Below are 19,558 nucleotides of genomic sequence, written 5' to 3'. Positions count from 1 at the left end.
CGTTCGAGCGCGCTGACAAATCCTGGGAGGATTCGCAATGCGCTCGAAGACTCGCGCCGGCTTCGCCGGATTGACCGCGGGCGTCGTCTCGGTGCTGCTCGCGGGCACCGCGGCGGCCGCGCCCGCGCCCGGCTCGATCGGTATCGGCGACCCGTACTACCCGCACGCCGGGAACGGCGGCTACGACGTCGCTCACTACGACCTCCGGCTGACCTACCAGCCGTCCACCGACCTGCTGTCCGGCGCCACGACGATCCTGCTCACCGCGACGCAGGACCTCTCGGCGTTCAACCTCGACTTCGGGCTGAAGGTGTCGAGCGTCCGGGTCGGCAACCGGCCCGCGAAGTTCGCGACATCGACCGACGGCACCGGTGAGCTGACCGTCACGCCGGCCTCGCCGCTGAAGAAAGGCCAGACGGCGACGGTCGTCGTCGCCTACGCGGACACGCCGTCGAAGGTGAAGATCGACGGCTTCACCGCCTGGAAGAAGACCCCGGACGGCGCGCTGGCCGTCGACGAACCGCAGAGCGCGGCCTGGTGGTTCCCGTCCAACGACCACCCGACCGACCTGGCCACCTACGACGTCTCGGTCGAGGTCCCGAACGACGTCGCCGCGCTGTCGAACGGCACGCTCGTGCGCAAGACGGTGCAGAGGCCGGGCTGGACGCGCTGGAACTGGCGCAGCACCAAACCGCAGGCGACGTACCTCACGTCGCTGGAGGTCGGCAAGTTCGAGGTGAACGAGCAGACCACGCCGGACGGCAAGCCGTTCATCACCGCCTATGGCGCAGACCTCGGCGAATCGCTCGGCGCGGCCAAGGCCAGCATCGAGCGGACGCCGGAGATCACCGAATTCCTCGCTTCGAAGTTCGGGCCCTACCCGTTCGAGGCGCAGGGCGGCGTCGTCACCACCGGCATCACCTTCGCGCTGGAGAACCAGACACGGCCGGTCTACGGCGCCAGGGCCTTCCGGTCCGGCTCCAACACCTCGATCGTGGCGCACGAGCAGGCGCACCAATGGTTCGGCGACAGCGTCACGCTCGGCAAGTGGAGTGAGATCTGGCTGAACGAGGGTTTCGCCTCTTACGGCGAGTTCCTGTGGTCGGAGGAGACCGGCGAGGGCACCGCCGACGAACTCGCCCAGTACATCTACGACTCGGTGCCCGCCGAGGACCCGTTCTGGCAGGTCCTGCCCGCCGACCCGGGCGCGGACAACCAGTTCGACGCGGCCGTCTACGACCGCGGCGCGCTCGCGGTGCACGCGTTGCGCAAGGCTGTGGGTGACGACACGTTCTTCCGGATCCTGCAGACCTGGCAGCAGGTGAAGAAGGCCAAGTCCGCGGTGATCCCGGAGTTCATCGCGCTGGCGGAGAAGATCTCGGGCAAGCCGCTGTACGACCTGTTCCAGACGTGGCTGTACACCAAGGGCAAGCCCGCGGCGAGCCCCAACGGCACGCAGGCTCTCCGGGCCGCTGTGGCGCCTGTCGCACCGAAGTCCTACGCGCAGATCAAGGCGACCCATGAATTCCTCGCCGAGCGACACGCCCACTGACGGGTAGCGCTACGCTCGCGGCGTGACGGCCAAAGCGGAGCGGGTGAGGCGCATCGGGTGGTATGCCACCCTCGTTGTCGCCTCACTCGTCACCGTGCTCGGCGTCTCACTGCTGTTCGCCGCCATCCGCAACGACAGCGCGATCGAAGCGCAGCTCGGGCAGGCGACGGCGCAGGTCGAGTCGGTGGCCTTCGACCGCACGATCATCAACTACGCGACCCCCGACGGCATCATGCACAGCCCGGCCAACGGTGTGCTCTACCCGGCCGGGCTCGCCGCCGGGCAGCTCGTGAACATCGAGTACGACGTCGGCGACCCGGAACTCGCGCGGGTGGCCGGACGCTCGGCGTCGAACACGCTGCTGCCGCTGGGCAGCATGATCTTCTTCACCTGGCTGATCGCCGGCCCGCTGCTGTGGTGGATCCGGCGGCAGAACGTCCGGTCACGGGCCGAGTCGTCCGCCTGATCACGCGAGTCGTCCATCCAGACACGCGTGTCGTCCGCCTGATCACGCGAGTCCCGCCTTCAATCACGTGAGTTGCGTGCCCAGTCGCGCGAGCTTGCTGTGCGGAATCGGCGAACTCGCGTGATTGGGCGGCGAACTCAGCCGACCGACTCCTGCCACCAGCCCAAGACCTCGTCGGCCACCCCCGGCGCCGCGACCAGGAGCGCGTCGACGGGCAGGGCCGCGCCTTCCCCGTGCCGGTCCAGGACCACGGCACCCGCCTCGATGGCCAGCGCGACCGATCCGGCGACGTCCCATTCGCGGTAGCTGTGCAGCACCGCCGCGGCCGCGTGCCCCAGCGCGACCTGGGCGATCGCCAGCGCCGCCGAGCCGAGCACCCGGACCCCGGCGTGCGCGGCGGCGGCCCGTTCGATGAACTGGCCCATCCCCGGCCAGACACCCTTGCGCGTGAGCTCCGTGCAGACGATCGCCCCGGCGGTCCCGCACCGGTCGGTGAGCGTGATCGGCTTGCCGTTCGCCCGCGCGCCGCGGCCGCGCGCGGCGGCGTAGATCTGGGCGCGGTACGGGTCCGCGACCACGCCCACCACCGGACCCGAAGCGTCGATCAGGGCGAGGCTGTACGCGCACCAGGGGACACCGGCGACGTAGTTCGCGGTGCCGTCGACCGGGTCGACCACCCAGCGGTATTCCGCGACGTCGGCCCCGTGGTCGGCACCGAATTCACCGCCGACGACGGGGACGCCGGGGAATTCCGCGGTCAGCACGCGCCGGGTGTGGCGTTCGAGAATCCGGTCGGTGTCGGTGACCCAGTCGAAGGGCGAGTCCTTCGGATCGGGTTGGGCGCCCCGGCCCGCGGTCGCGGTGATCACGTCGGTCGCGTCGTTGGCCAGCCGCCCGGCCACTTCGAGGGCCCTCGACACCAGCCCTGGCTCGACGGGCTGAGGCGGCCTTGACGACAGGAGGGTCATGCCTGACTAGTGTGGCCGAGCCTGGTTTACGGAACACGACCTTGAGATGACATGTCGTCTGTTCCGTTTTTGTTGGCGTGGGCGTCACAACCGGATGCGACAGTGATCCGCGTGCGAGTCGCGATAGTCACCGAAAGTTTCCTGCCCCAGGTGAACGGCGTGACCAACTCCGTGCTCCGCGTCGTGGAACACCTCCGCGACCGCGCGCACGACGTGCTGATCATCGCCCCGGGGCCGGGTCCCGTGGAGTACCTCGGCGCCCCGGTCGTGCGCATCCCCGCCCTCGACTTCCCCGGCGTGAACTCCCTCCCGATCGGCGTGCCGACCAGGACGGTGCTCACCGCGCTGGCCGATTTCGGCCCGGACGTGGTGCATCTGGCGTCACCGTTCGTGGTCGGCGCCCGCGGGCTCGCCGCGGCCAGGCGGCTGCGGGTGCCGTGTGTCGCGGTGTACCAGACCGACATCGCCGGGTTCGCCGCCGCGTACGGCTTCGGCATCGCCGCCCGCGCGGCCTGGCGCTGGGTGCGCCGCCTGCACTCGCGGGCCGACCGCACGCTCGCGCCGTCGACGGACTCGGTGGAGCAGCTGAAACTGCACGGGATCCCGCGGGTGCACCGCTGGGCGCGTGGCGTCGACATCGAGCGGTTCTCGCCGGTCCACGCCGACCTCGCGTTGCGGGCCGAGCTGGCGCCGAACGGCGAACTGCTGGTCGGTTTCGTCGGCAGGCTCGCGCCGGAGAAGGAGGTCGAGCGGCTGACCGCGCTCGCCGGGGTCGACGGCATCCGCGTGGTCGTCGTCGGTGACGGGCCGGAGTTGCCGATGCTGCGCGAGCGGATCCCGGGTGCGGCGTTCCTCGGCGCCCGGTACGGCAAGGAGCTTTCCGCCGCGTACGCGAGCCTCGACGTGTTCGTCCACACAGGACCGCACGAGACGTTCTGCCAGGCCATCCAGGAAGCGATGGCGTCCGGGCTGCCGGTGCTGGCGCCGAACGCGGGCGGGCCGAAGGATCTGGTCCTGCCCGGCCGCACGGGGTACCTGCTGCCCGCCGACCGGGCCGGGTTCGCGACGGCGCTGGTGGACAAGGTGAACGACCTGCGCGACGAAGCGTTGCGAGCAAGGCTGGGGGAGAAGGCGCGCAAGGTCGTGCTGGGCCGGACCTGGCCCGCCGTCTGCCATGAACTGGTCGGCCACTACGAGGCCGTCCAGGGCAAGATCGCACGCGCGGCCTGACGATGTACCGGCTGGGAAGGAACCGGGCACGAGGCGGACTGGAATGCATATAGTCCAGCTGGCCAACTTCTACGGGCCACGCTCGGGCGGGCTGCGGACGGCGCTGCATCACCTCGGTGCCGGTTACGTGGCGAGCGGTCATCAAGTGACTCTCGTGGTGCCGGGGCGGCGCTACGCGGACGAGACACTGCCCTCGGGAGTCCGCCGGTTTTCCCTTCCCGCACCGCAGATCCCGGGCACCGGCGGCTATCGCGCGGTCGATCCGCACCGGGTGCGCGCGGTGCTGAAACGCCTGGAACCGGACCGGCTGGAAGTGTCCGACAGGCTGACCCTGCGCGGCATGGGCGTGTGGGCGCGGCGCAACGGCGTGCCCAGCATGGTGATCTCGCACGAGCGGCTGGACAGGCTGCTGGAGCAGTTCCTGATGCCGGAACCCGTCGCGCGGCGCGTCGCGGACGTCGCGAACCGGCGGATGGCGCGGCACTACGACACGGTCGTCTGCACGACGGCGTTCGCCCGCGCGGAGTTCGACCGGATCGCCGCGCCGAACGTGCGCCGGGTTCCGCTCGGCGTCGACCTCACGACGTTCACCCCGGCCCGGCGCGACGACGGCTGGCGGCACACGCTGACCGGGAACGCCGACGCCCTGCTCGTCCACTGTGGACGCCTGTCGCCGGAGAAGCATGTCGAGCGCAGCGTGGACACCATCGCCGAGCTGACCGAGGCGGGGCACCGCGTGCGGCTGGTGATCGCCGGTGAGGGCCCTCGGCGGCGTGCGCTGGAGCGGCGGGCGCGCGGGCTGCCGGTGACCTTCCTCGGTTTCCTGACCGGACGCGGCGACGTCGCGCGGCTGCTGGCCAGCGCCGACGTTTCCCTCGCGCCCGGTCCACACGAGACGTTCGGGCTGGCCGCGCTGGAGGCGCTCGCTTCGGGGACGCCGGTGGTGGTCTCGGCGTCGTCGGCGCTGCGGGAGATCGTGCGGCCCGGTTGCGGCGAGGCCGTCGACGATCGGGCCCCGGCCTTCGCGGGCGCCGTCACGGGTCTGCTGGAGCGTCCCGAGGACGCGAGGCGTGCGGCGGCCCGGGCTCGCGCGGAGGAATTCGCCTGGCCGAGATCGGTGCAGGGAATGCTCTCCGCACTCAAGTGATCACTTTGTATCTCTTTTGTACAACCGGCATTCATCGTCCCCTCACGCCATCGAGCGAGAGGACGGCACGTGAGGTTCGAAGTACTGGGCACGTTCAGCATCTCTTCCGGATCGCGGTCGGTCCCGCTGCACGGCCGGATGAGGAGAACGCTCCTCGGCGTACTGCTGGTCCGGGCGAACACCTTCGTGCCGGTGAACGTGCTCACCGAGGCCCTGTGGGAGAGCAAGTGGGAGCCGCGAGCGGTGCCGAAGCTGCACTGGCACGTCCACAAGCTGCGGCAGGCCCTGCCCGAAGGCGACCGGCTCGGCTTCGACAACGGCGGCTACCGGCTGGAGGTCCACCCCGGCGAACTCGACGTCGAGACCTTCGAGACGCTGGCGGGTCAAGCGCTCAAGTCCGCCGACCCCGCGCAGCGCGCCTCGCTGATCCGGCAGGCCCTCACGCACTGGCATGGCGCGCCTTACGAAGGCCTCGACGTCCCGCTGCTTTCGGACGAGACGATGCGCCTCTCGGAGCACCGGCTGGTCCTGCTCGAAGAGCTCTACCAGGCCGAACTGGACCTCGGGCGGCACGCGAGCGCGGCCGTCGAGCTGGCGGATCTGGTGCGGCGGAATCCGTTGCGGCAGCGTGCCCAGTACCTCCTGATGGACGCTCTTTGGCGAGCCGGGCGCACGTCCGACGCGCTGGCGGCGTACCGGCGTGCGCGCCGGGTCTCGGTCGATCAGCTCGGCCTCGAACCCGGGCCGGAACTGCGGTTGCTGGAGCGGAGGATCCTCGCCGGCGAGGTCGCGGGGGCCGGTGCGCACCGTGCCCCGGCGTTGCTTCACCGGGCCAGGTGAACCTACGGGGCGCCGCTTTGCTCCCGCTTGGCCGACGTGTCTCAGGACCTCGGGGTTAGCCCAGACCCCGCCCCACCACCGCCCTCAGCTGACAGGCTGCGCCTGGCTGTTTAGATTGAAGTATGTCCCGAGCGAGTCTTGACAAGGATCCGCACGAAGTCGCCGCCATGTTCGACGACGTCGCGGACGGCTACGACCGCGCGAATTCGTTCATGACCTTCGGCTTCGACCGCCGCTGGCGCACCATCACCGGCCGGGTGCTGGACGCCAAACGCGGCGAGAAGGTGCTGGACCTCGCGGCGGGCACCGGCGTGTCCACCGTCGAGTACGCGCGCAACGGCGCGTGGTGTCTCGCGGCGGACTTCTCGGTCGGCATGCTCAAGGCGGGCAAGCACCGCGGCGTCCCGATGGTGGCCGCGGACGCGATGAAGCTGCCGTTCGCCGACGACAGCTTCGACGCGGTGACCATCTCGCTCGCGCTGCGGAACTTCGTCGACACCAAGGCCGCGCTCACCGAGATCGCGCGCGTGGTCAAACCGGGCGGCCGTCTGGTGATCTGCGAGGTGTCGACGCCCACATTCCCGCCGATCCGGTTCCTGCACCGGAAGTTCATCGCGAAGCTGCTGACGTGGGTCGGCGCCAGGACCTCGTCGAACCCCGAGGCCTACTCCTACCTGGCCGAATCCATGCTGGCGTGGCCGGATCAGCGGACACTCGGGGAGATCATCGCGAGCGCCGGGTGGACCGAGGTGGAGTGGCTGAACCTCACGTTCGGCGTCGTCGCCATCCACCGCGCCAAAAAGCCCGCATAAACTCGCGGTCATGACACGTCGCAATCCTGACCACGACGCCGAGGTCATCGTCGTCGGTGCCGGACCGGCCGGCTCCACCGCCGCCACGTACCTCGCCCGCGCGGGCGTCGACGTGCTGCTGCTGGAGAAGACCGAGTTCCCGCGCGAGAAGGTGTGCGGCGACGGCCTGACCCCGCGTGGCGTCAAGCAGCTCATCGACCTGGGGATCGACACGAGCGAGGACGCGGGCTGGGTGCACAGCCGCGGCCTGCGGATCCTCACCGGCGAGCTCACGCTGGAGCTCGACTGGCCGGACCTGACCAGCTACCCGCCGTACGGCGTTTCGCGGACCCGTCAGGACTTCGACGACCTGCTCGCGAAGACCGCGGTCAAGGCGGGCGCGCGGCTCTACGAGCGCACCACCGTCACCGGTGCCATCACCAGCCCGACCGGCCGCGTGATCGGCGTCGAGGCGAAGGTCGGCCCGGAGAAGACGCCGGTGAGCTACCGCGCTCCGCTGGTACTGGCCTGCGACGGTGTCTCGGCGCGGCTCGCGCTGAGCGTCGGCATCCAGAAGAACGAGAAGCGCCCGATGGGCGTGGCGGTGCGGCAGTACTACAAGAGCCCGCGCCACGACGATCCGTTCATCGAAGGCCACCTGGAGCTGTGGGACCGCTCGGACCCGCGCGACCCCAAGCTGCTGCCCGGCTACGGCTGGGCGTTCCCGCTGGGCGACGGCACGGTCAACGTCGGCCTCGGCATGTTGTCGACGTCGGCCGCGTTCCGCAGCACCGACTACCGCGCGCTGCTGCGCCAGTGGCTCGACGGGACGCCCGAGGAATGGGGCTACCGCGAGGAGAACGCCATCGGCAAGGTCGGCGGCGCCGGTCTGCCGATGGGCTTCAACCGCACCCCGCACTACCGCGACGGCCTGCTGCTGCTCGGCGACGCGGGCGGCATGGTCAGCCCGTTCAACGGCGAGGGCATCTCGGCCGCGATGGAGTCCGCGCAGCTGGCGTCGGAGTTCGTCGTGCAGGCGCTGGCGCGGCGTGAAGGACCTTCGCGCGAGCGGGCGCTGGAGGGCTACCCGCGCGCCGTCGCGGAGCTGATGGGCGGCTACTACCGGCTCGGCAACGTGTTCGCGAAGCTGATCGGGAAGCCGAAGATCATGCACGCCGCGACGAAGTACGGGCTGCGGATCAACTCGATCCTTCCGTTGGTGTACAAGGGACTTTCGGGCTGCTACGACGCCAAGGGCGGGGACGGCGTCGACCGTCTGATCGCTGCTCTGGCGCGCGCGACCCCTTCCCCGCGCTGACGCTGGGCTGAAGGGGCCCTTCACCGCATCTCACGCGGTGAAGGGCCCTTTCGTCGCATCTGACGCGGGGAAGGTCCCCTTCAGCTCCACACGTCTGGACCAGTCACGGGTACTCCGGGCAGTGGTATCGGTCACAGGACAAATGTGGTCAAACGGACCCCGGAAGCCGATCTTGGGAACGACGTCGCAGGTCATCGGTACCGCACGCCGGAAGTAACCGTACTGGCCGTGCGGTCAAGTTAGGGCAGCCTTATAGCACGGGGCCTAGGGACAAGAATGTGAGTCACGTCCTACACTCGCCCTATGCTTTGTGAATCGCTTCACATCCTCGACGGGAGGCTTGTGAACTATTTCACAAGCAAGGGGGCCGTCATGCACGGCCCGTAAGGGTTGCCTAACCCTCGGCGGTGTGACCCAGGTGACTTAGGGTGCCGACCGAGGGAAGCGGTGAACCCCGACTCGAAAACCGCAGCGGCGCGGAAAGGATGGCGAAAACCCCGTGCTGATGTTGCCCGTGCTGACCCAGGCGACCACCCCCTCGGTGCCGAACCTGGACATGTACCTCCCCCTGGTCCTCTTGTTCGTCCTCGCTCTCGCGTTCGCGGTGCTTTCGGTGCTGCTCGGCCCGCTCGTCGGCCCGAGCCGGGCCAACAAGGCGAAGCTCGCGGCCTACGAATGCGGTATCGAACCGTCGCCGCAGCCGGTCGTCGGCGGCGGCCGGATGCCGGTCGCGTACTACATCACCGCGATGCTGTTCATCCTGTTCGACATCGAGATGGTCTTCCTCTACCCGTTCGCGGTCTCCGCGGACGCGCTGGGCATGTTCGGCCTGGTGGAGATCGTGCTGTTCATCGCGACGGTCGGTTTCGCGTACGCCTACGTATGGCGTCGCGGCGGCCTGGATTGGAACTAGAGAAGCATGGGCCTCGAAGAAAAACTCCCCAACGGCATCCTGCTCGCCAGCCTTGAGGGCCTGGTCAACTGGGCGCGCAAGAACTCGATGTGGCCCGCCACCTTCGGTCTCGCCTGCTGCGCGATCGAGATGATGACCGTCGGCGGTTCCCGCTACGACATCGCCCGCTTCGGCATGGAGCGCTTCAGCGCGACGCCGCGCCAGGCGGATCTGATGATCGTCGCCGGCCGCGTCACGCAGAAGATGGCGCCGGTGCTCCGCCAGATCTACGACCAGATGGCCGAGCCCAAGTGGGTGCTGGCGATGGGCGTCTGCGCCTCCTCCGGCGGGATGTTCAACAACTACGCCGTGGTGCAGGGCGTCGACCACATCGTCCCGGTCGACATGTACCTCCCCGGCTGCCCGCCGCGCCCCGAGATGCTGCTCGACGCGATTTTGAAGCTGCACGCCAAGATCCAGGACGAGCCGATCAACGCCCGCCGGGCCGCGATCCGCGCCGCCAGCGGTGAGCGCACCGAGCTGATCGCCTCCTCGATCAAGTACGCGAAGAAGTGAGCGACGTGCCCGAAGAAAACTCCCCCGAAACCCCGGAAACCGGCGGCGAGCAGTCCAGCGCCGACCGGCCCGAAGGCGGCCTCGAACCCCAAGGCACCCGTCCGGCCGAGCCGGTCGTCACCGGTAAAGAGCGCCAGGGCATGTTCGGCGTGCGCGGCACCGGCGACACCTCCGGTTACGGCGGCGTCCGCCTCCCCGCGTACAGCCCGCCTCCGGCGGAGCGTCCGTACGGCGGCTGGTTCGACGAATTCGCCGACGAGTTCTACGCGGCCTTGGCGGACAACAAGATCCCGGCGAACGCGATCCAGCAGACCACGGTCGACCGCGGCGAGATCACTTTCTACGTCTCCCGCGAGTACCTCGTCGAGATCGCCAAGGTCCTGCGCGACGACGCCGGTCTCCGCTTCGAACTGCTCAGCTCGGTGTCCGGCGTCGACTACGGCGTCGACGTGCCGCAGCGGCTGCACTCGGTGTACCACTTCACGTCGATGACCTACCGCCGCCGCATCCGGCTCGAGGTCACCCTCGACATCGAAGACCCGCACGTCCCGTCGCTGGTCGGGGTCTACCCGACGGCCGACTGGCAGGAGCGGGAGGCCTGGGACATGTTCGGCATCGTCTACGACGGCCACCCGGCGCTGACCCGCATCCTCATGCCGGACGACTGGGACGGTCATCCCCAGCGCAAGGACTACCCGCTCGGCGGGATCCCGGTCGAATACAAGGGCGCGGAGATCCCGCCGCCGGACCAGCGGAGGTCGTACTCGTGAGCACCGAACACCTCTCCGACGTCACCACGGGCACCGACACTTCGCCCGAGGGCAGCGACAGCGTCGAGTACGCCGACTCCCGCGAGACCACCGAAGGCCGCGTCTACACCGTCTCCGGCGGTGACTGGGAAGACCTCATCGAGGACTCCCGCCACGACGAGCGCATGGTCATCAACATGGGCCCGCAGCACCCGTCGACGCACGGCGTGCTCCGGCTCGTGCTGGAGATGGAGGGCGAGACCGTCACCCAGCTCCGTTCGGTCATCGGCTACCTGCACACCGGGATCGAGAAGAACTGCGAGTACCGCACGTGGACCCAGGGCGTCACCTTCGTGACGCGCATGGACTATCTCGCCCCGCTGTCGACCGAGATGGCGTACTGCCTCGGCGTCGAGAAGCTGCTCGGCATCCAGGCCCCGCGCCGTGCCGAACTGCTGCGCGTGATGCTGCTGGAGATCAACCGCATCGGTTCGCACCTGGTCTACATCGCCACCGGCGGGATGGAACTCGGTGCGACCACGGCGATGACGCTCGGCTTCCGTGAGCGCGAAGAGGTCTTGCACCTGCTGGAGCACCTCACCGGTCTCCGGATGAACCACGCGTTCATCCGCCCCGGCGGTCTCGCGCAGGACATGCCCGCCGACTACCACGAGGTGGTCAGCCAGTTCGTCAAGACGATGGACGAGCGGCTTCCCTTGTACGACAAGCTCTTCACCGGGCAGCCGATCTGGCGTAACCGGCTCAAGGGCGTCGGGTACCTGCCGGTCGACGCGTGCCTCGCGCTCGGTGTCACCGGCCCGGTGCTGCGCAGCGCCGGTCTCCCGTGGGACATGCGCAAGACCGAGCCGTACTCCCGCTACGACGAGTTCGAGTTCGACATCCCGACCTCGACCGAGGCGGACTGCTGGGCGCGCTACCTGCTGCGCGTCGAGGAGATGCACCAGAGCCTGCGGATCATCAAGCAGTGCCTGAAGAAGCTCGAGCCGGGCCCGGTCATGGTCGAGGACAAGAAGGTCGCCTGGCCGGCGCAGCTCTCGATCGGCAGCGACGGCATGGGCAACTCGCTCGAGCACGTCCGCAAGATCATGGGCCAGTCGATGGAATCGCTGATCCATCACTTCAAGCTGGTCACCGAGGGCTTCAAGGTCCCGCCGGGCCAGACCTACACCTCGGTGGAGTCGCCGCGCGGCGAACTCGGCGTGCACCTGGTCTCCGACGGCGGCACCAGGCCGCTGCGGGTCCACGTGCGCGAACCGAGCTTCGTGAACCTGCAGTCGATGCCCGCGATGGCCGAAGGCGGCCTGGTGGCGGACGTGATCGCCGCCATCGCCTCGATCGACCCCGTCATGGGGGGAGTGGACCGTTGAGCACCCAGCCCGGAACGACACCGACGCCCGAGCCCGGCACCAGCCTGGCCGAGCAGACCCACATCGCCGCCGGTGGTGACGTCGACGTGATCGCGATCGCGCCGGATCCCGCCGAGGCGGAGGGGATCCTGGAGAACGCGAAGCTCGAAGACATCTTCGACGCCGACACGTACGCCAAGGCGCAGAACCTGATCGCGCGGTATCCGCAGTCGAGGTCGGCGCTGCTGCCGATGCTGCACCTGGTGCAGTCGGTGCAGGGTTACGTGAGCCAGGAGGGCATCGCCTTCTGCGCGCAGAACCTGGACCTGTCCGACGCCGAGGTCAGCGCGGTCGCGACGTTCTACACCATGTACAAGCGCCGCCCGTGCGGCGAGCACTTGGTCAGTGTGTGCACGAATACGCTCTGCGCGGCCATGGGCGGCGACGCGATCTACAAGAAGCTCCAGACGCATCTCGGTTCCGAAGAGAAGCCGTTGGGGCACAACGAGACCGCGGGCACGCCGAACGAGCCCGGCTCGATCACGCTGGAGCACGCCGAATGCCTCGCGGCCTGTGACCTCGCCCCGGTCATCCAGGTCAACTACGAGTACTTCGACAACCAGACCGAGGAAAAGGCCGTCGCGCTGGTCGACGCGTTGCAGGCGGGCAAGAAGCCGGCCCCGACGCGAGGCGCGCCGTTGACGAACTTCAAGGGCGCCGAACTGCAGCTCGCCGGGTTCTTCCCGGAGGACGCGCAGCAGTACCGCACGGACGTCGACGGTCCTTCGCAGGCCGTCGAAACCCTGCGGGGAGCGCAGGTCGCGCAGGACCGCGGCTGGACCGCTCCCGCCATGAAGGACGTTCCGCTCCCCGAAGTGGAGAAGAAGTAATGGCCGATCCCATCACCCCGGTCCTCACGAAGCGCTGGCTTTCGCCCAACTCCTGGACGATCCAGTCCTACGAAGCCCTCGAGGGCTACACCGCGATCCGCAAGGCGCTCAAGGCCACTCCCGAGCAGATCGTCCAGCTGGTCAAGGACTCCGGCCTCCGCGGCCGTGGCGGCGCGGGCTTCCCGGCCGGCATCAAGTGGTCCTTCATGCCGCCGAACGAGGACAAGCCGCACTACCTCGTCATCAACGCCGACGAGGGCGAGCCGGGTACCTGCAAGGACATCCCGCTGATGATGGCGGACCCGCACTCGCTGATCGAGGGCTGCATCATCGCCTCGTACGCGATGCGCTCGCACCACTGCTTCATCTACGTCCGCGGCGAGGCGCTGCACTGCATCCGCCGCCTCAACGCGGCCGTGCGCGAGGCGTACGAAGCGGGCTACCTCGGCAAGAACATCCTCGACTCCGGATTCGACCTCGACATCACCGTGCACGCGGGGGCCGGGGCGTACATCTGCGGCGAGGAGACGGCGCTGCTGGACTCGCTGGAAGGCCGTCGCGGCCAGCCGCGGCTCAAGCCGCCGTTCCCGGCCGCCGCGGGGCTCTACGCCGCGCCGACGACGGTCAACAACGTCGAGACCATCGCCAGCGCGCCGTACATCGTCAACGGTGGCTCGAGCTGGTTCCGCGAGATGGGCCGCGAGAAGTCGCCCGGCCCGAAGATCTACTCGATCTCCGGCCACGTCGAGAAGCCCGGCCAGTACGAATGCCCGCTCGGCACCACGCTGCGCGAGCTGCTGGACATGGCGGGCGGCATGAAGGACGGCATCCCGCTGAAGTTCTGGACGCCGGGTGGTTCGTCCACGCCGATGTTCACCAAGGAACACCTCGACGTTCCGCTGGACTTCGAAGGCGCGGCGGAAGCCGGGTCGATGCTGGGCACGACGGCCGTGCAGGTCTTCAACGAGACCGTTTCCGTGCCGTGGGCAGTGATGAAGTGGACGCAGTTCTACGAGCACGAGTCCTGCGGCAAGTGCACGCCGTGCCGTGAGGGCACGTACTGGCTGGCGCAGATCCTGGAGCGCATGGTCGAGGGCAAGGGCACCGAGGAGGACATCGACACCCTGCTCGACGTCTGCGACAACATCCTCGGCCGCTCGTTCTGCGCCCTCGGCGACGGCGCGGTCTCGCCGATCCAGAGCGGCATCAAGTACTTCCGCGAGGAATTCCTCGCGTTGTGTCAGGCAAACAAGCGCGAATTGGTGGGGGCGCAGGCATGACGATCGCACCCGACAAGCCCGGGACGTCCACAGAGGACACTCCGGTCCCCGAGGGCCACGTCAAGCTGGTCATCGACGGTGAAGAGGTCATCGCGCCCAAGGGCGAGCTGCTGATCCGCACCGCCGAACGGCTCGGCACGGTCATCCCGCGCTTCTGCGACCACCCGCTGCTCGACCCGGCGGGTGCCTGCCGCCAGTGCCTGGTCGAGGTCGAAATGGGCGGCCGCCCGATGCCGAAGCCGCAGGCCTCGTGCACCATGACGGTCGCCGACGGCATGGTCGTGAAGACCCAGCTGACCTCGGCCGTCGCGGACAAGGCCCAGCAGGGTGTGATGGAGCTGCTGCTCATCAATCACCCGCTGGACTGCCCGATCTGCGACAAGGGCGGCGAATGCCCGCTGCAGAACCAGGCGCTCGCGCACGGCCGCGCGGACTCCCGGTTCGTCGACACGAAGCGGACGTTCCCGAAGCCGCTGCCGATCTCCTCGCAGGTGCTGCTGGACCGCGAGCGGTGCGTGCTCTGCCAGCGCTGCACCCGGTTCTCCCGCGAGATCGCCGGCGACCCGTTCATCGAGCTGCTGGAACGCGGCGCCCACCAGCAGATCGGTACCGCGGAGACCGCGGACGTGCTGGACCTGGCTTCCCGGACCACATCGGGGCAGCCGTTCCAGTCGTACTTCTCCGGCAACGTCATCCAGATCTGCCCGGTCGGCGCGCTGACGTCGGCCGCGTACCGGTTCCGTTCGCGGCCGTTCGACCTGGTGTCCTCGCCGAGCGTATGCGAGCACTGCTCCTCCGGCTGCGCCGAGCGGACCGACTTCCGCCGCGGCAAGGTCATGCGGAAGCTCGCGGGCGACGACCCCGAGGTCAACGAAGAGTGGATCTGCGACAAGGGCCGGTTCGCGTTCCGTTACTCGACCGCGGACGACCGCATCCGCCGCCCGCTCATCCGCAACGCCGACGGCGTGCTGGAAGAGGCTTCCTGGACCGACGCGCTGCGCGCGGCCGCCGAAGGGCTGGCCAAGGCACGCGACGGCAAGGGCGCCGCGGTGCTGACCGGTGGCCGCCTGACCGTCGAGGACGCGTACGCGTACTCGAAGTTCGCGCGGATCGCCTTGGGCACCAACGACATCGACTTCCGCGCCCGCCCGCACTCGGCCGAGGAGCTGGGCTTCCTCGCGTCGCACGTGGTCGGGACGACACCGGAAAGCGGCGTCACCTTCCGCGAGATCGAGCGGGCGCGCACGGTGCTGTGCGTCGCGTTCGAGCCGGAGGACGAGGCGCCGATCGTGTTCCTGCGGCTGCGCAAGGCGGCCCGCAAGAACCGCACCCGCGTCGTCCACTTGGGACAGTGGACCACCTCGTCGGTCCGCAAGACCTTCGGCGAACTGCTGGCCTGCGCGCCGGGTTCCGAAGCCGCCGCGATCGACGGCATCGCGCAGCACGCGCAGGACGTCGACCAGGCACTGGCCTCGGAAGGGGCGGTGATCCTCGTCGGCGAACGTGCCGCCGAGGTCCCCGGCCTGTTCTCGGCCCTGCACCGGCTGGTGGAGCGCACCGGCGCCCGGCTCGCGTGGATCCCGCGTCGCGCGGGTGAACGCGGTGCCCTGGCGGCGGGCGCGGCGCCGACGTTGCTGCCCGGTGGTCGCTCGGTCACCGACGCCGAAGCTCGCGCCGAGATCGAAAAGGCTTGGGGCGTCACGCTTCCCGCCGCGGAAGGCCGCGACACGACCGCGATTCTCAAGGCCGCTTCCGGTGACGACATCGACGGCCTGCTGGTCGGCGGCGTCGACCCGGACGACCTGCCGGACCCGGAGCTGGCCCGCCGCGCGCTCGAGAACGCGAAGTTCGTGGTGAGCCTGGAACTGCGGCACAGCGGGGTCACCGAGCACGCGGACGTCGTCCTCCCGATCGCCCCGGCGGTCGAGAAGGCGGGCAGCTACCTGAACTGGGAAGGCCGCCGCCGCGAGTTCGCCGTCACCCTCGAAGGCGCCGGCGCACTGCCGGACTGCCGGGTGCTCGACACCCTCGCCGTCGAGATGGACGCGGACATCTTCACGCAGACCCCGGCCGCTTCGGCCGCCGATCTGGCGAAGCTGCCCGGCAAGACCGAGCCAGCGGTCTTCGAGCCGGTGGCGCCCGCCGCCGCGAGCGCGGGGAACGGCAAGGCCCTCCTCGCCACCTGGCGGCAGCTGATCGACAACGGTTCGCTGCAGGACGGCGAGCCGCACCTCAAGGGCACCCAGCGCGAGGTCGTCGCCAAGCTTTCGGCGAAGACCGCCGAAGGCTTGGGCAAGACCGTGAAGGTCTCCACCGAACGCGGTTCCATCACGTTGCCGATCGAGGTCGCGGACCTGCCGGACGGCGTCGTGTGGCTCCCGGGCAACTCCGACGGCTCGGCCGTCCGCGCCTCTCTCGGCGCGGGGCACGGCTCGGCCGTCACCCTCACCGGAGGTGAGAAGTGACTCCGTTGCTCAGCCAGATGCCGGACGCCGCCGAGCGGGCGGCGCTGCTGGCCGACGACCCGTTGTGGCTGATCCTGATCAAGACGGTCGTCATCCTGCTGATCGGCCCGATCCTGACGATCTTCCTGATCGTCTGGGAGCGGAAAGCGGTCGGCCGGATGCAGAACCGTCCCGGCCCCAACCGGGTCGGCCCCGGCGGCTACCTGCAGTCCCTCGCGGACGCGATCAAGCTGCCGTTCAAGGAACAGATCATCCCGGACACCGCCGACCGCAAGGTGTACTTCCTCGCGCCGGTGATCTCCGCGGTGCCGGCGCTGATCGCGCTGGCCGCGATCCCGTTCGGCCCGGTGGTCTCGATCTTCGGTGAGCGGACCACGCTCCAGCTGGTCGATCTGCCGGTCGGCGTGCTGGTGATCCTCGCCTGCTCCTCGATCGGCGTGTACGGCCTGGTGCTGGCCGGTTGGTCGTCCGGCTCGCCGTATCCGCTGCTCGGTGGACTGCGAAGCGCGGCTCAGGTGATCTCCTACGAGATCGCGATGGGTCTGTCCATCGTGGGCGTCATCCTCTACGCGGGTTCGATGTCGACGTCGGCGATCGTCGAGTCGCAGCAGACCGGCTGGTACTTCTACCTGCTGCTGCCGAGTTTCGTGATCTACCTGATCTCCATGGTCGGCGAGACCAACCGCGCGCCGTTCGACCTCCCCGAGGCCGAATCCGAGCTGGTCGGCGGTTTCCACACCGAGTACAGCTCGATGAAGTTCGCGATGTTCTTCCTCGCCGAGTACGTCAACATGGTGATCGTTTCGGCGTTCGCGACCACGTTGTTCCTCGGTGGCTGGAAGTTCCCGTTCGTCGGCGCGGACCACGCGTTGAACCAGGGCTGGCTCCCGCTGATCTGGTTCGCCGCCAAGCTGTTCATCCTGCTGTTCGGCTTCATCTGGCTGCGCGGCACGCTGCCGCGGCTGCGGTACGACCAGTTCATGCGCCTGGGCTGGAAGGTCCTGGTGCCGGTCAACCTGGTCTGGATCGTCGTGATCGTCACGGTCCGCGCGATCAAGAACTCGGGTGGCCTGTCCACCCCGCAGATCCTCTTCGGCGGCGGCGCACTCATCCTCTTCGTCGTCATCCTGAGCTTCCTGATCCCGGACAAGAAGGTCCCGGACGACGACTACGTCCCGGTGACCGGCGGCGGATTCCCCGTGCCGCCGCTGGACCTGCAGGTCCCGGAGAAGACCCCGCGTCAGAAGGCCCTCGCGAAGGCCGAAGCCCGGGCTGCCAAGCGCAAGCCCGCGGCGGTTTCCAGTGGAAGGGAGGCCGGCGATGGGGATGTTTGATCCCATCAAGGGTTTCGGTGTCACCTTCGGCATGATGTTCAAGAAGGTCGCCACCGAGGAGTACCCGGAGGCGGGCGCCCCCGCGGCTCCGCGTTACCACGGCAGGCACCAGCTCAACCGGCATCCGGACGGGCTGGAGAAATGCGTCGGCTGCGAGCTGTGCGCGTGGGCCTGCCCGGCGGACGCGATCTTCGTCGAAGGCGGCGACAACACCGAAGAGGCGCGGTACTCGCCCGGTGAGCGGTACGGCGCCGACTACCAGATCAACTACCTGCGCTGCATCGGCTGCGGGTTGTGCGTCGAGGCCTGCCCGACCCGGTCCCTGACGATGATCAACTTCTACGAGCTGGCCGACGACGACCGGCAGCGGTTGATCTACACCAAGGAAGACCTCCTCGCGCCGCTGCTGCCCGGCATGGAGCAGCCGCCGCACCCGATGCGGCTGGGCGACAACGAGCAGGACTACTACGTCAACGGCCCCGAGCTGGCGCGCCCTAAGCCCGCGGACAGTTCGGAGGCCGTGCTGTGATGACTCTGAATACGGGGATCACGGCTTTCCTCGCGCAGACGGACGTTTCGGCCGGGATCACCACCGGCGAGACCATCGCGTTCTGGGTGCTCGGCCCGCTCGCGCTGCTCGGCGGGCTCGGCATGATCTTCTCCCGCAACGCCGTGCACTCGGCGCTGTGGCTGGTACTCACGATGCTGTGCCTCGGCGCGCTGTACATGATCCAGCAGGCGCCGTTCCTCGGCTTCACGCAGATCATCGTCTACACCGGCGCGATCATGATGCTGTTCCTGTTCGTGCTGATGCTGGTCGGCCGGGAGAGTTCCGACTCGGTCGTCGAAGTGCTGCGCGGACAGCGGGTCATGGCGACCCTGCTCGGCATCGGTGTCGGCGGGCTGCTCGCCGCGGGCCTCGCCCGCGCGATGGCCAACGTGACCCCGGCCCTGCCGGTCGACCCGGCGAACGTCGACGGTGGCGGCCCCGGTGGGCTGGGACGGCTGATCTTCACCAAGTACCTGTTCCCGTTCGAGCTCACCTCGGCGCTGCTGATCACCGCCGCGCTCGGCGCGATGGTGCTCGCGTTCACCGACCGGCACGCCAAGGGCGGCAAGAAGAACCAGAAGGAACTCGTCGTCGACCGGTTCACCGGCAAGCACGACCGGCCCTCGCCGCTGCCCGGCCCGGGTGTCTTCGCCACGGCCAACTCGGTCGCCACCCCGGCGCTGCTGCCCGACGGCTCGATCGCCAGGGAGTCGCTCTCGGAGATCATCGAGTCGACTTCGGCCGCCCAGCTGGAAAACGAGCGGAAGCAGGTCGCCGGAACGGAAGAGGTTCCCGACGCCCACGCTCTGGTCGGCAAGCCTGAAGGGGAGAAGGAATGACCCCGACGTACTACCTGCTCCTGTCCGCGCTGCTGTTCGCCATCGGCGCGGTCGGGGTGCTGGTGCGCCGCAACGCGATCGTCGTGTTCATGTGCATCGAGCTGATGCTGAACGCGGCGAACCTGTCCCTGGTCACGTTCGCCCGGATCAACGGGTCGCTGGACGGCCAGGTGATGGCGTTCTTCGTGATGGTCGTGGCCGCCGCGGAGGTCGTGGTGGGGCTGGCGATCATCATGGCGATCTTCCGCACCCGGCGCTCGGCCTCGGTCGACGACACCAACCTGCTGAAGTACTAGGGAGCACC

General features: G+C 68.9%; 19 protein-coding genes. 18 read left to right on the top strand and 1 reads right to left on the bottom strand.

The annotated features are described in order from the left end of the window. The first annotated feature begins 37 nt into the window (after positions 1-37). Complete coding sequence (locus LCL61_RS42205; RefSeq protein WP_340684875.1) at positions 38-1,552, top strand: M1 family metallopeptidase; 1,515 nt, start codon at positions 38-40, stop codon at positions 1,550-1,552. A 22-nt stretch (positions 1,553-1,574) separates the two neighbouring features. Continuing rightward, the gene (locus LCL61_RS42200) at positions 1,575-2,018 is read left to right on the top strand and encodes a DUF3592 domain-containing protein (RefSeq protein ID WP_340684874.1); all 444 of its coding nucleotides are present in this window, start codon (positions 1,575-1,577) and stop codon (positions 2,016-2,018) included. 137 nt (positions 2,019-2,155) lie between these two features. Here the strand turns inward: LCL61_RS42200 and LCL61_RS42195 are convergent, their stop codons facing one another. After that, a complete protein-coding gene (locus tag LCL61_RS42195) occupies positions 2,156-2,986 on the bottom strand; it encodes an inositol monophosphatase (protein ID WP_340684873.1) in 831 nt (276 codons plus the stop codon). 111 nt (positions 2,987-3,097) lie between these two features. Between LCL61_RS42195 and LCL61_RS42190 the strand changes: the two genes are divergently transcribed. The 16 genes from LCL61_RS42190 (at position 3,098) to nuoK (ending at position 19,550) form a co-directional block, all read left to right on the top strand. Beyond that, positions 3,098-4,216, top strand: a complete 1,119-nt coding sequence (locus LCL61_RS42190) for a glycosyltransferase family 1 protein (RefSeq protein WP_340684872.1) — start codon at positions 3,098-3,100, stop codon at positions 4,214-4,216. 43 nt (positions 4,217-4,259) lie between these two features. Beyond that, complete coding sequence (locus LCL61_RS42185) at positions 4,260-5,363, top strand: glycosyltransferase family 1 protein (protein ID WP_340684871.1); 1,104 nt, start codon at positions 4,260-4,262, stop codon at positions 5,361-5,363. A gap of 69 nt (positions 5,364-5,432) precedes the next feature. Further along, positions 5,433-6,203: an AfsR/SARP family transcriptional regulator gene (locus tag LCL61_RS42180; protein WP_340684870.1), complete on the top strand. Its 771-nt coding sequence runs from the start codon at positions 5,433-5,435 to the stop codon at positions 6,201-6,203. Positions 6,204-6,325: 122 nt separating this feature from the next. Beyond that, positions 6,326-7,015: a demethylmenaquinone methyltransferase gene (locus LCL61_RS42175; RefSeq protein WP_340684869.1), complete on the top strand. Its 690-nt coding sequence runs from the start codon at positions 6,326-6,328 to the stop codon at positions 7,013-7,015. A gap of 10 nt (positions 7,016-7,025) precedes the next feature. Further along, on the top strand, positions 7,026-8,312 hold the full coding sequence (locus LCL61_RS42170) for a geranylgeranyl reductase family protein (RefSeq protein WP_340684868.1): 1,287 nt from the start codon (positions 7,026-7,028) through the stop codon (positions 8,310-8,312). A gap of 505 nt (positions 8,313-8,817) precedes the next feature. Then, positions 8,818-9,225, top strand: coding sequence for an NADH-quinone oxidoreductase subunit A (locus LCL61_RS42165; RefSeq protein ID WP_340688815.1), 408 nt, complete (start codon positions 8,818-8,820; stop codon positions 9,223-9,225). A gap of 6 nt (positions 9,226-9,231) precedes the next feature. Continuing rightward, entirely contained in the window at positions 9,232-9,780 is a 549-nt protein-coding gene (locus LCL61_RS42160) for a NuoB/complex I 20 kDa subunit family protein (protein WP_005151847.1), read from the top strand. Positions 9,781-9,785: 5 nt separating this feature from the next. After that, positions 9,786-10,550 (top strand): NADH-quinone oxidoreductase subunit C, encoded by a 765-nt coding sequence (locus LCL61_RS42155; RefSeq protein ID WP_340684867.1) that lies wholly within the window; start codon positions 9,786-9,788, stop codon positions 10,548-10,550. Further along, a complete protein-coding gene (locus LCL61_RS42150; protein WP_340684866.1) occupies positions 10,547-11,917 on the top strand; it encodes an NADH-quinone oxidoreductase subunit D in 1,371 nt (456 codons plus the stop codon). Before LCL61_RS42155 ends, LCL61_RS42150 begins: the two co-directional genes overlap by 4 nt. Continuing rightward, positions 11,914-12,786, top strand: coding sequence for an NADH-quinone oxidoreductase subunit NuoE (gene nuoE, locus LCL61_RS42145; RefSeq protein ID WP_037332932.1), 873 nt, complete (start codon positions 11,914-11,916; stop codon positions 12,784-12,786). The genes LCL61_RS42150 and nuoE overlap by 4 nt, the downstream gene beginning before the upstream one ends. After that, positions 12,786-14,066: an NADH-quinone oxidoreductase subunit NuoF gene (gene nuoF / locus LCL61_RS42140; protein WP_340684865.1), complete on the top strand. Its 1,281-nt coding sequence runs from the start codon at positions 12,786-12,788 to the stop codon at positions 14,064-14,066. Before nuoE ends, nuoF begins: the two co-directional genes overlap by 1 nt. Then, on the top strand, positions 14,063-16,531 hold the full coding sequence (locus tag LCL61_RS42135; protein WP_340684864.1) for an NADH-quinone oxidoreductase subunit G: 2,469 nt from the start codon (positions 14,063-14,065) through the stop codon (positions 16,529-16,531). Before nuoF ends, LCL61_RS42135 begins: the two co-directional genes overlap by 4 nt. Then, positions 16,528-17,865, top strand: coding sequence for an NADH-quinone oxidoreductase subunit NuoH (nuoH, locus tag LCL61_RS42130; RefSeq protein WP_340684863.1), 1,338 nt, complete (start codon positions 16,528-16,530; stop codon positions 17,863-17,865). The genes LCL61_RS42135 and nuoH overlap by 4 nt, the downstream gene beginning before the upstream one ends. Beyond that, positions 17,852-18,394, top strand: a complete 543-nt coding sequence (gene nuoI, locus LCL61_RS42125) for an NADH-quinone oxidoreductase subunit NuoI (protein WP_340684862.1) — start codon at positions 17,852-17,854, stop codon at positions 18,392-18,394. Before nuoH ends, nuoI begins: the two co-directional genes overlap by 14 nt. Continuing rightward, complete coding sequence (locus LCL61_RS42120) at positions 18,394-19,254, top strand: NADH-quinone oxidoreductase subunit J (RefSeq protein ID WP_340684861.1); 861 nt, start codon at positions 18,394-18,396, stop codon at positions 19,252-19,254. The genes nuoI and LCL61_RS42120 overlap by 1 nt, the downstream gene beginning before the upstream one ends. Next, a complete protein-coding gene (nuoK, locus tag LCL61_RS42115) occupies positions 19,251-19,550 on the top strand; it encodes an NADH-quinone oxidoreductase subunit NuoK (protein ID WP_005151882.1) in 300 nt (99 codons plus the stop codon). Before LCL61_RS42120 ends, nuoK begins: the two co-directional genes overlap by 4 nt. Positions 19,551-19,558 lie beyond the last annotated feature (8 nt).

The organism is Amycolatopsis coloradensis (assembly GCF_037997115.1).
Lineage (GTDB): Bacteria > Actinomycetota > Actinomycetes > Mycobacteriales > Pseudonocardiaceae > Amycolatopsis > Amycolatopsis coloradensis_A.
This window is presented reverse-complemented; position numbering and strand designations above follow the sequence as displayed.

Excerpts from the sequence above, each read along its gene's own strand:
- LCL61_RS42205 (WP_340684875.1), top strand. The coding sequence starts at position 38 with ATGCGCTCGAAGACTCGCGCCGGCTTCGCCGGATTGACCGCGGGCGTC.
- LCL61_RS42195 (WP_340684873.1), bottom strand. The coding sequence starts at position 2,986 with ATGACCCTCCTGTCGTCAAGGCCGCCTCAGCCCGTCGAGCCAGGGCTG.
- LCL61_RS42185 (WP_340684871.1), top strand. The coding sequence starts at position 4,260 with ATGCATATAGTCCAGCTGGCCAACTTCTACGGGCCACGCTCGGGCGGG.
- LCL61_RS42175 (WP_340684869.1), top strand. The coding sequence starts at position 6,326 with ATGTCCCGAGCGAGTCTTGACAAGGATCCGCACGAAGTCGCCGCCATG.
- LCL61_RS42170 (WP_340684868.1), top strand. The coding sequence starts at position 7,026 with ATGACACGTCGCAATCCTGACCACGACGCCGAGGTCATCGTCGTCGGT.
- LCL61_RS42165 (WP_340688815.1), top strand. The coding sequence starts at position 8,818 with ATGTTGCCCGTGCTGACCCAGGCGACCACCCCCTCGGTGCCGAACCTG.
- LCL61_RS42160 (WP_005151847.1), top strand. The coding sequence starts at position 9,232 with ATGGGCCTCGAAGAAAAACTCCCCAACGGCATCCTGCTCGCCAGCCTT.
- nuoF (WP_340684865.1), top strand. The coding sequence starts at position 12,786 with ATGGCCGATCCCATCACCCCGGTCCTCACGAAGCGCTGGCTTTCGCCC.
- LCL61_RS42135 (WP_340684864.1), top strand. The coding sequence starts at position 14,063 with ATGACGATCGCACCCGACAAGCCCGGGACGTCCACAGAGGACACTCCG.
- nuoI (WP_340684862.1), top strand. The coding sequence starts at position 17,852 with ATGGGGATGTTTGATCCCATCAAGGGTTTCGGTGTCACCTTCGGCATG.
- LCL61_RS42120 (WP_340684861.1), top strand. The coding sequence starts at position 18,394 with ATGACTCTGAATACGGGGATCACGGCTTTCCTCGCGCAGACGGACGTT.
- nuoK (WP_005151882.1), top strand. The coding sequence starts at position 19,251 with ATGACCCCGACGTACTACCTGCTCCTGTCCGCGCTGCTGTTCGCCATC.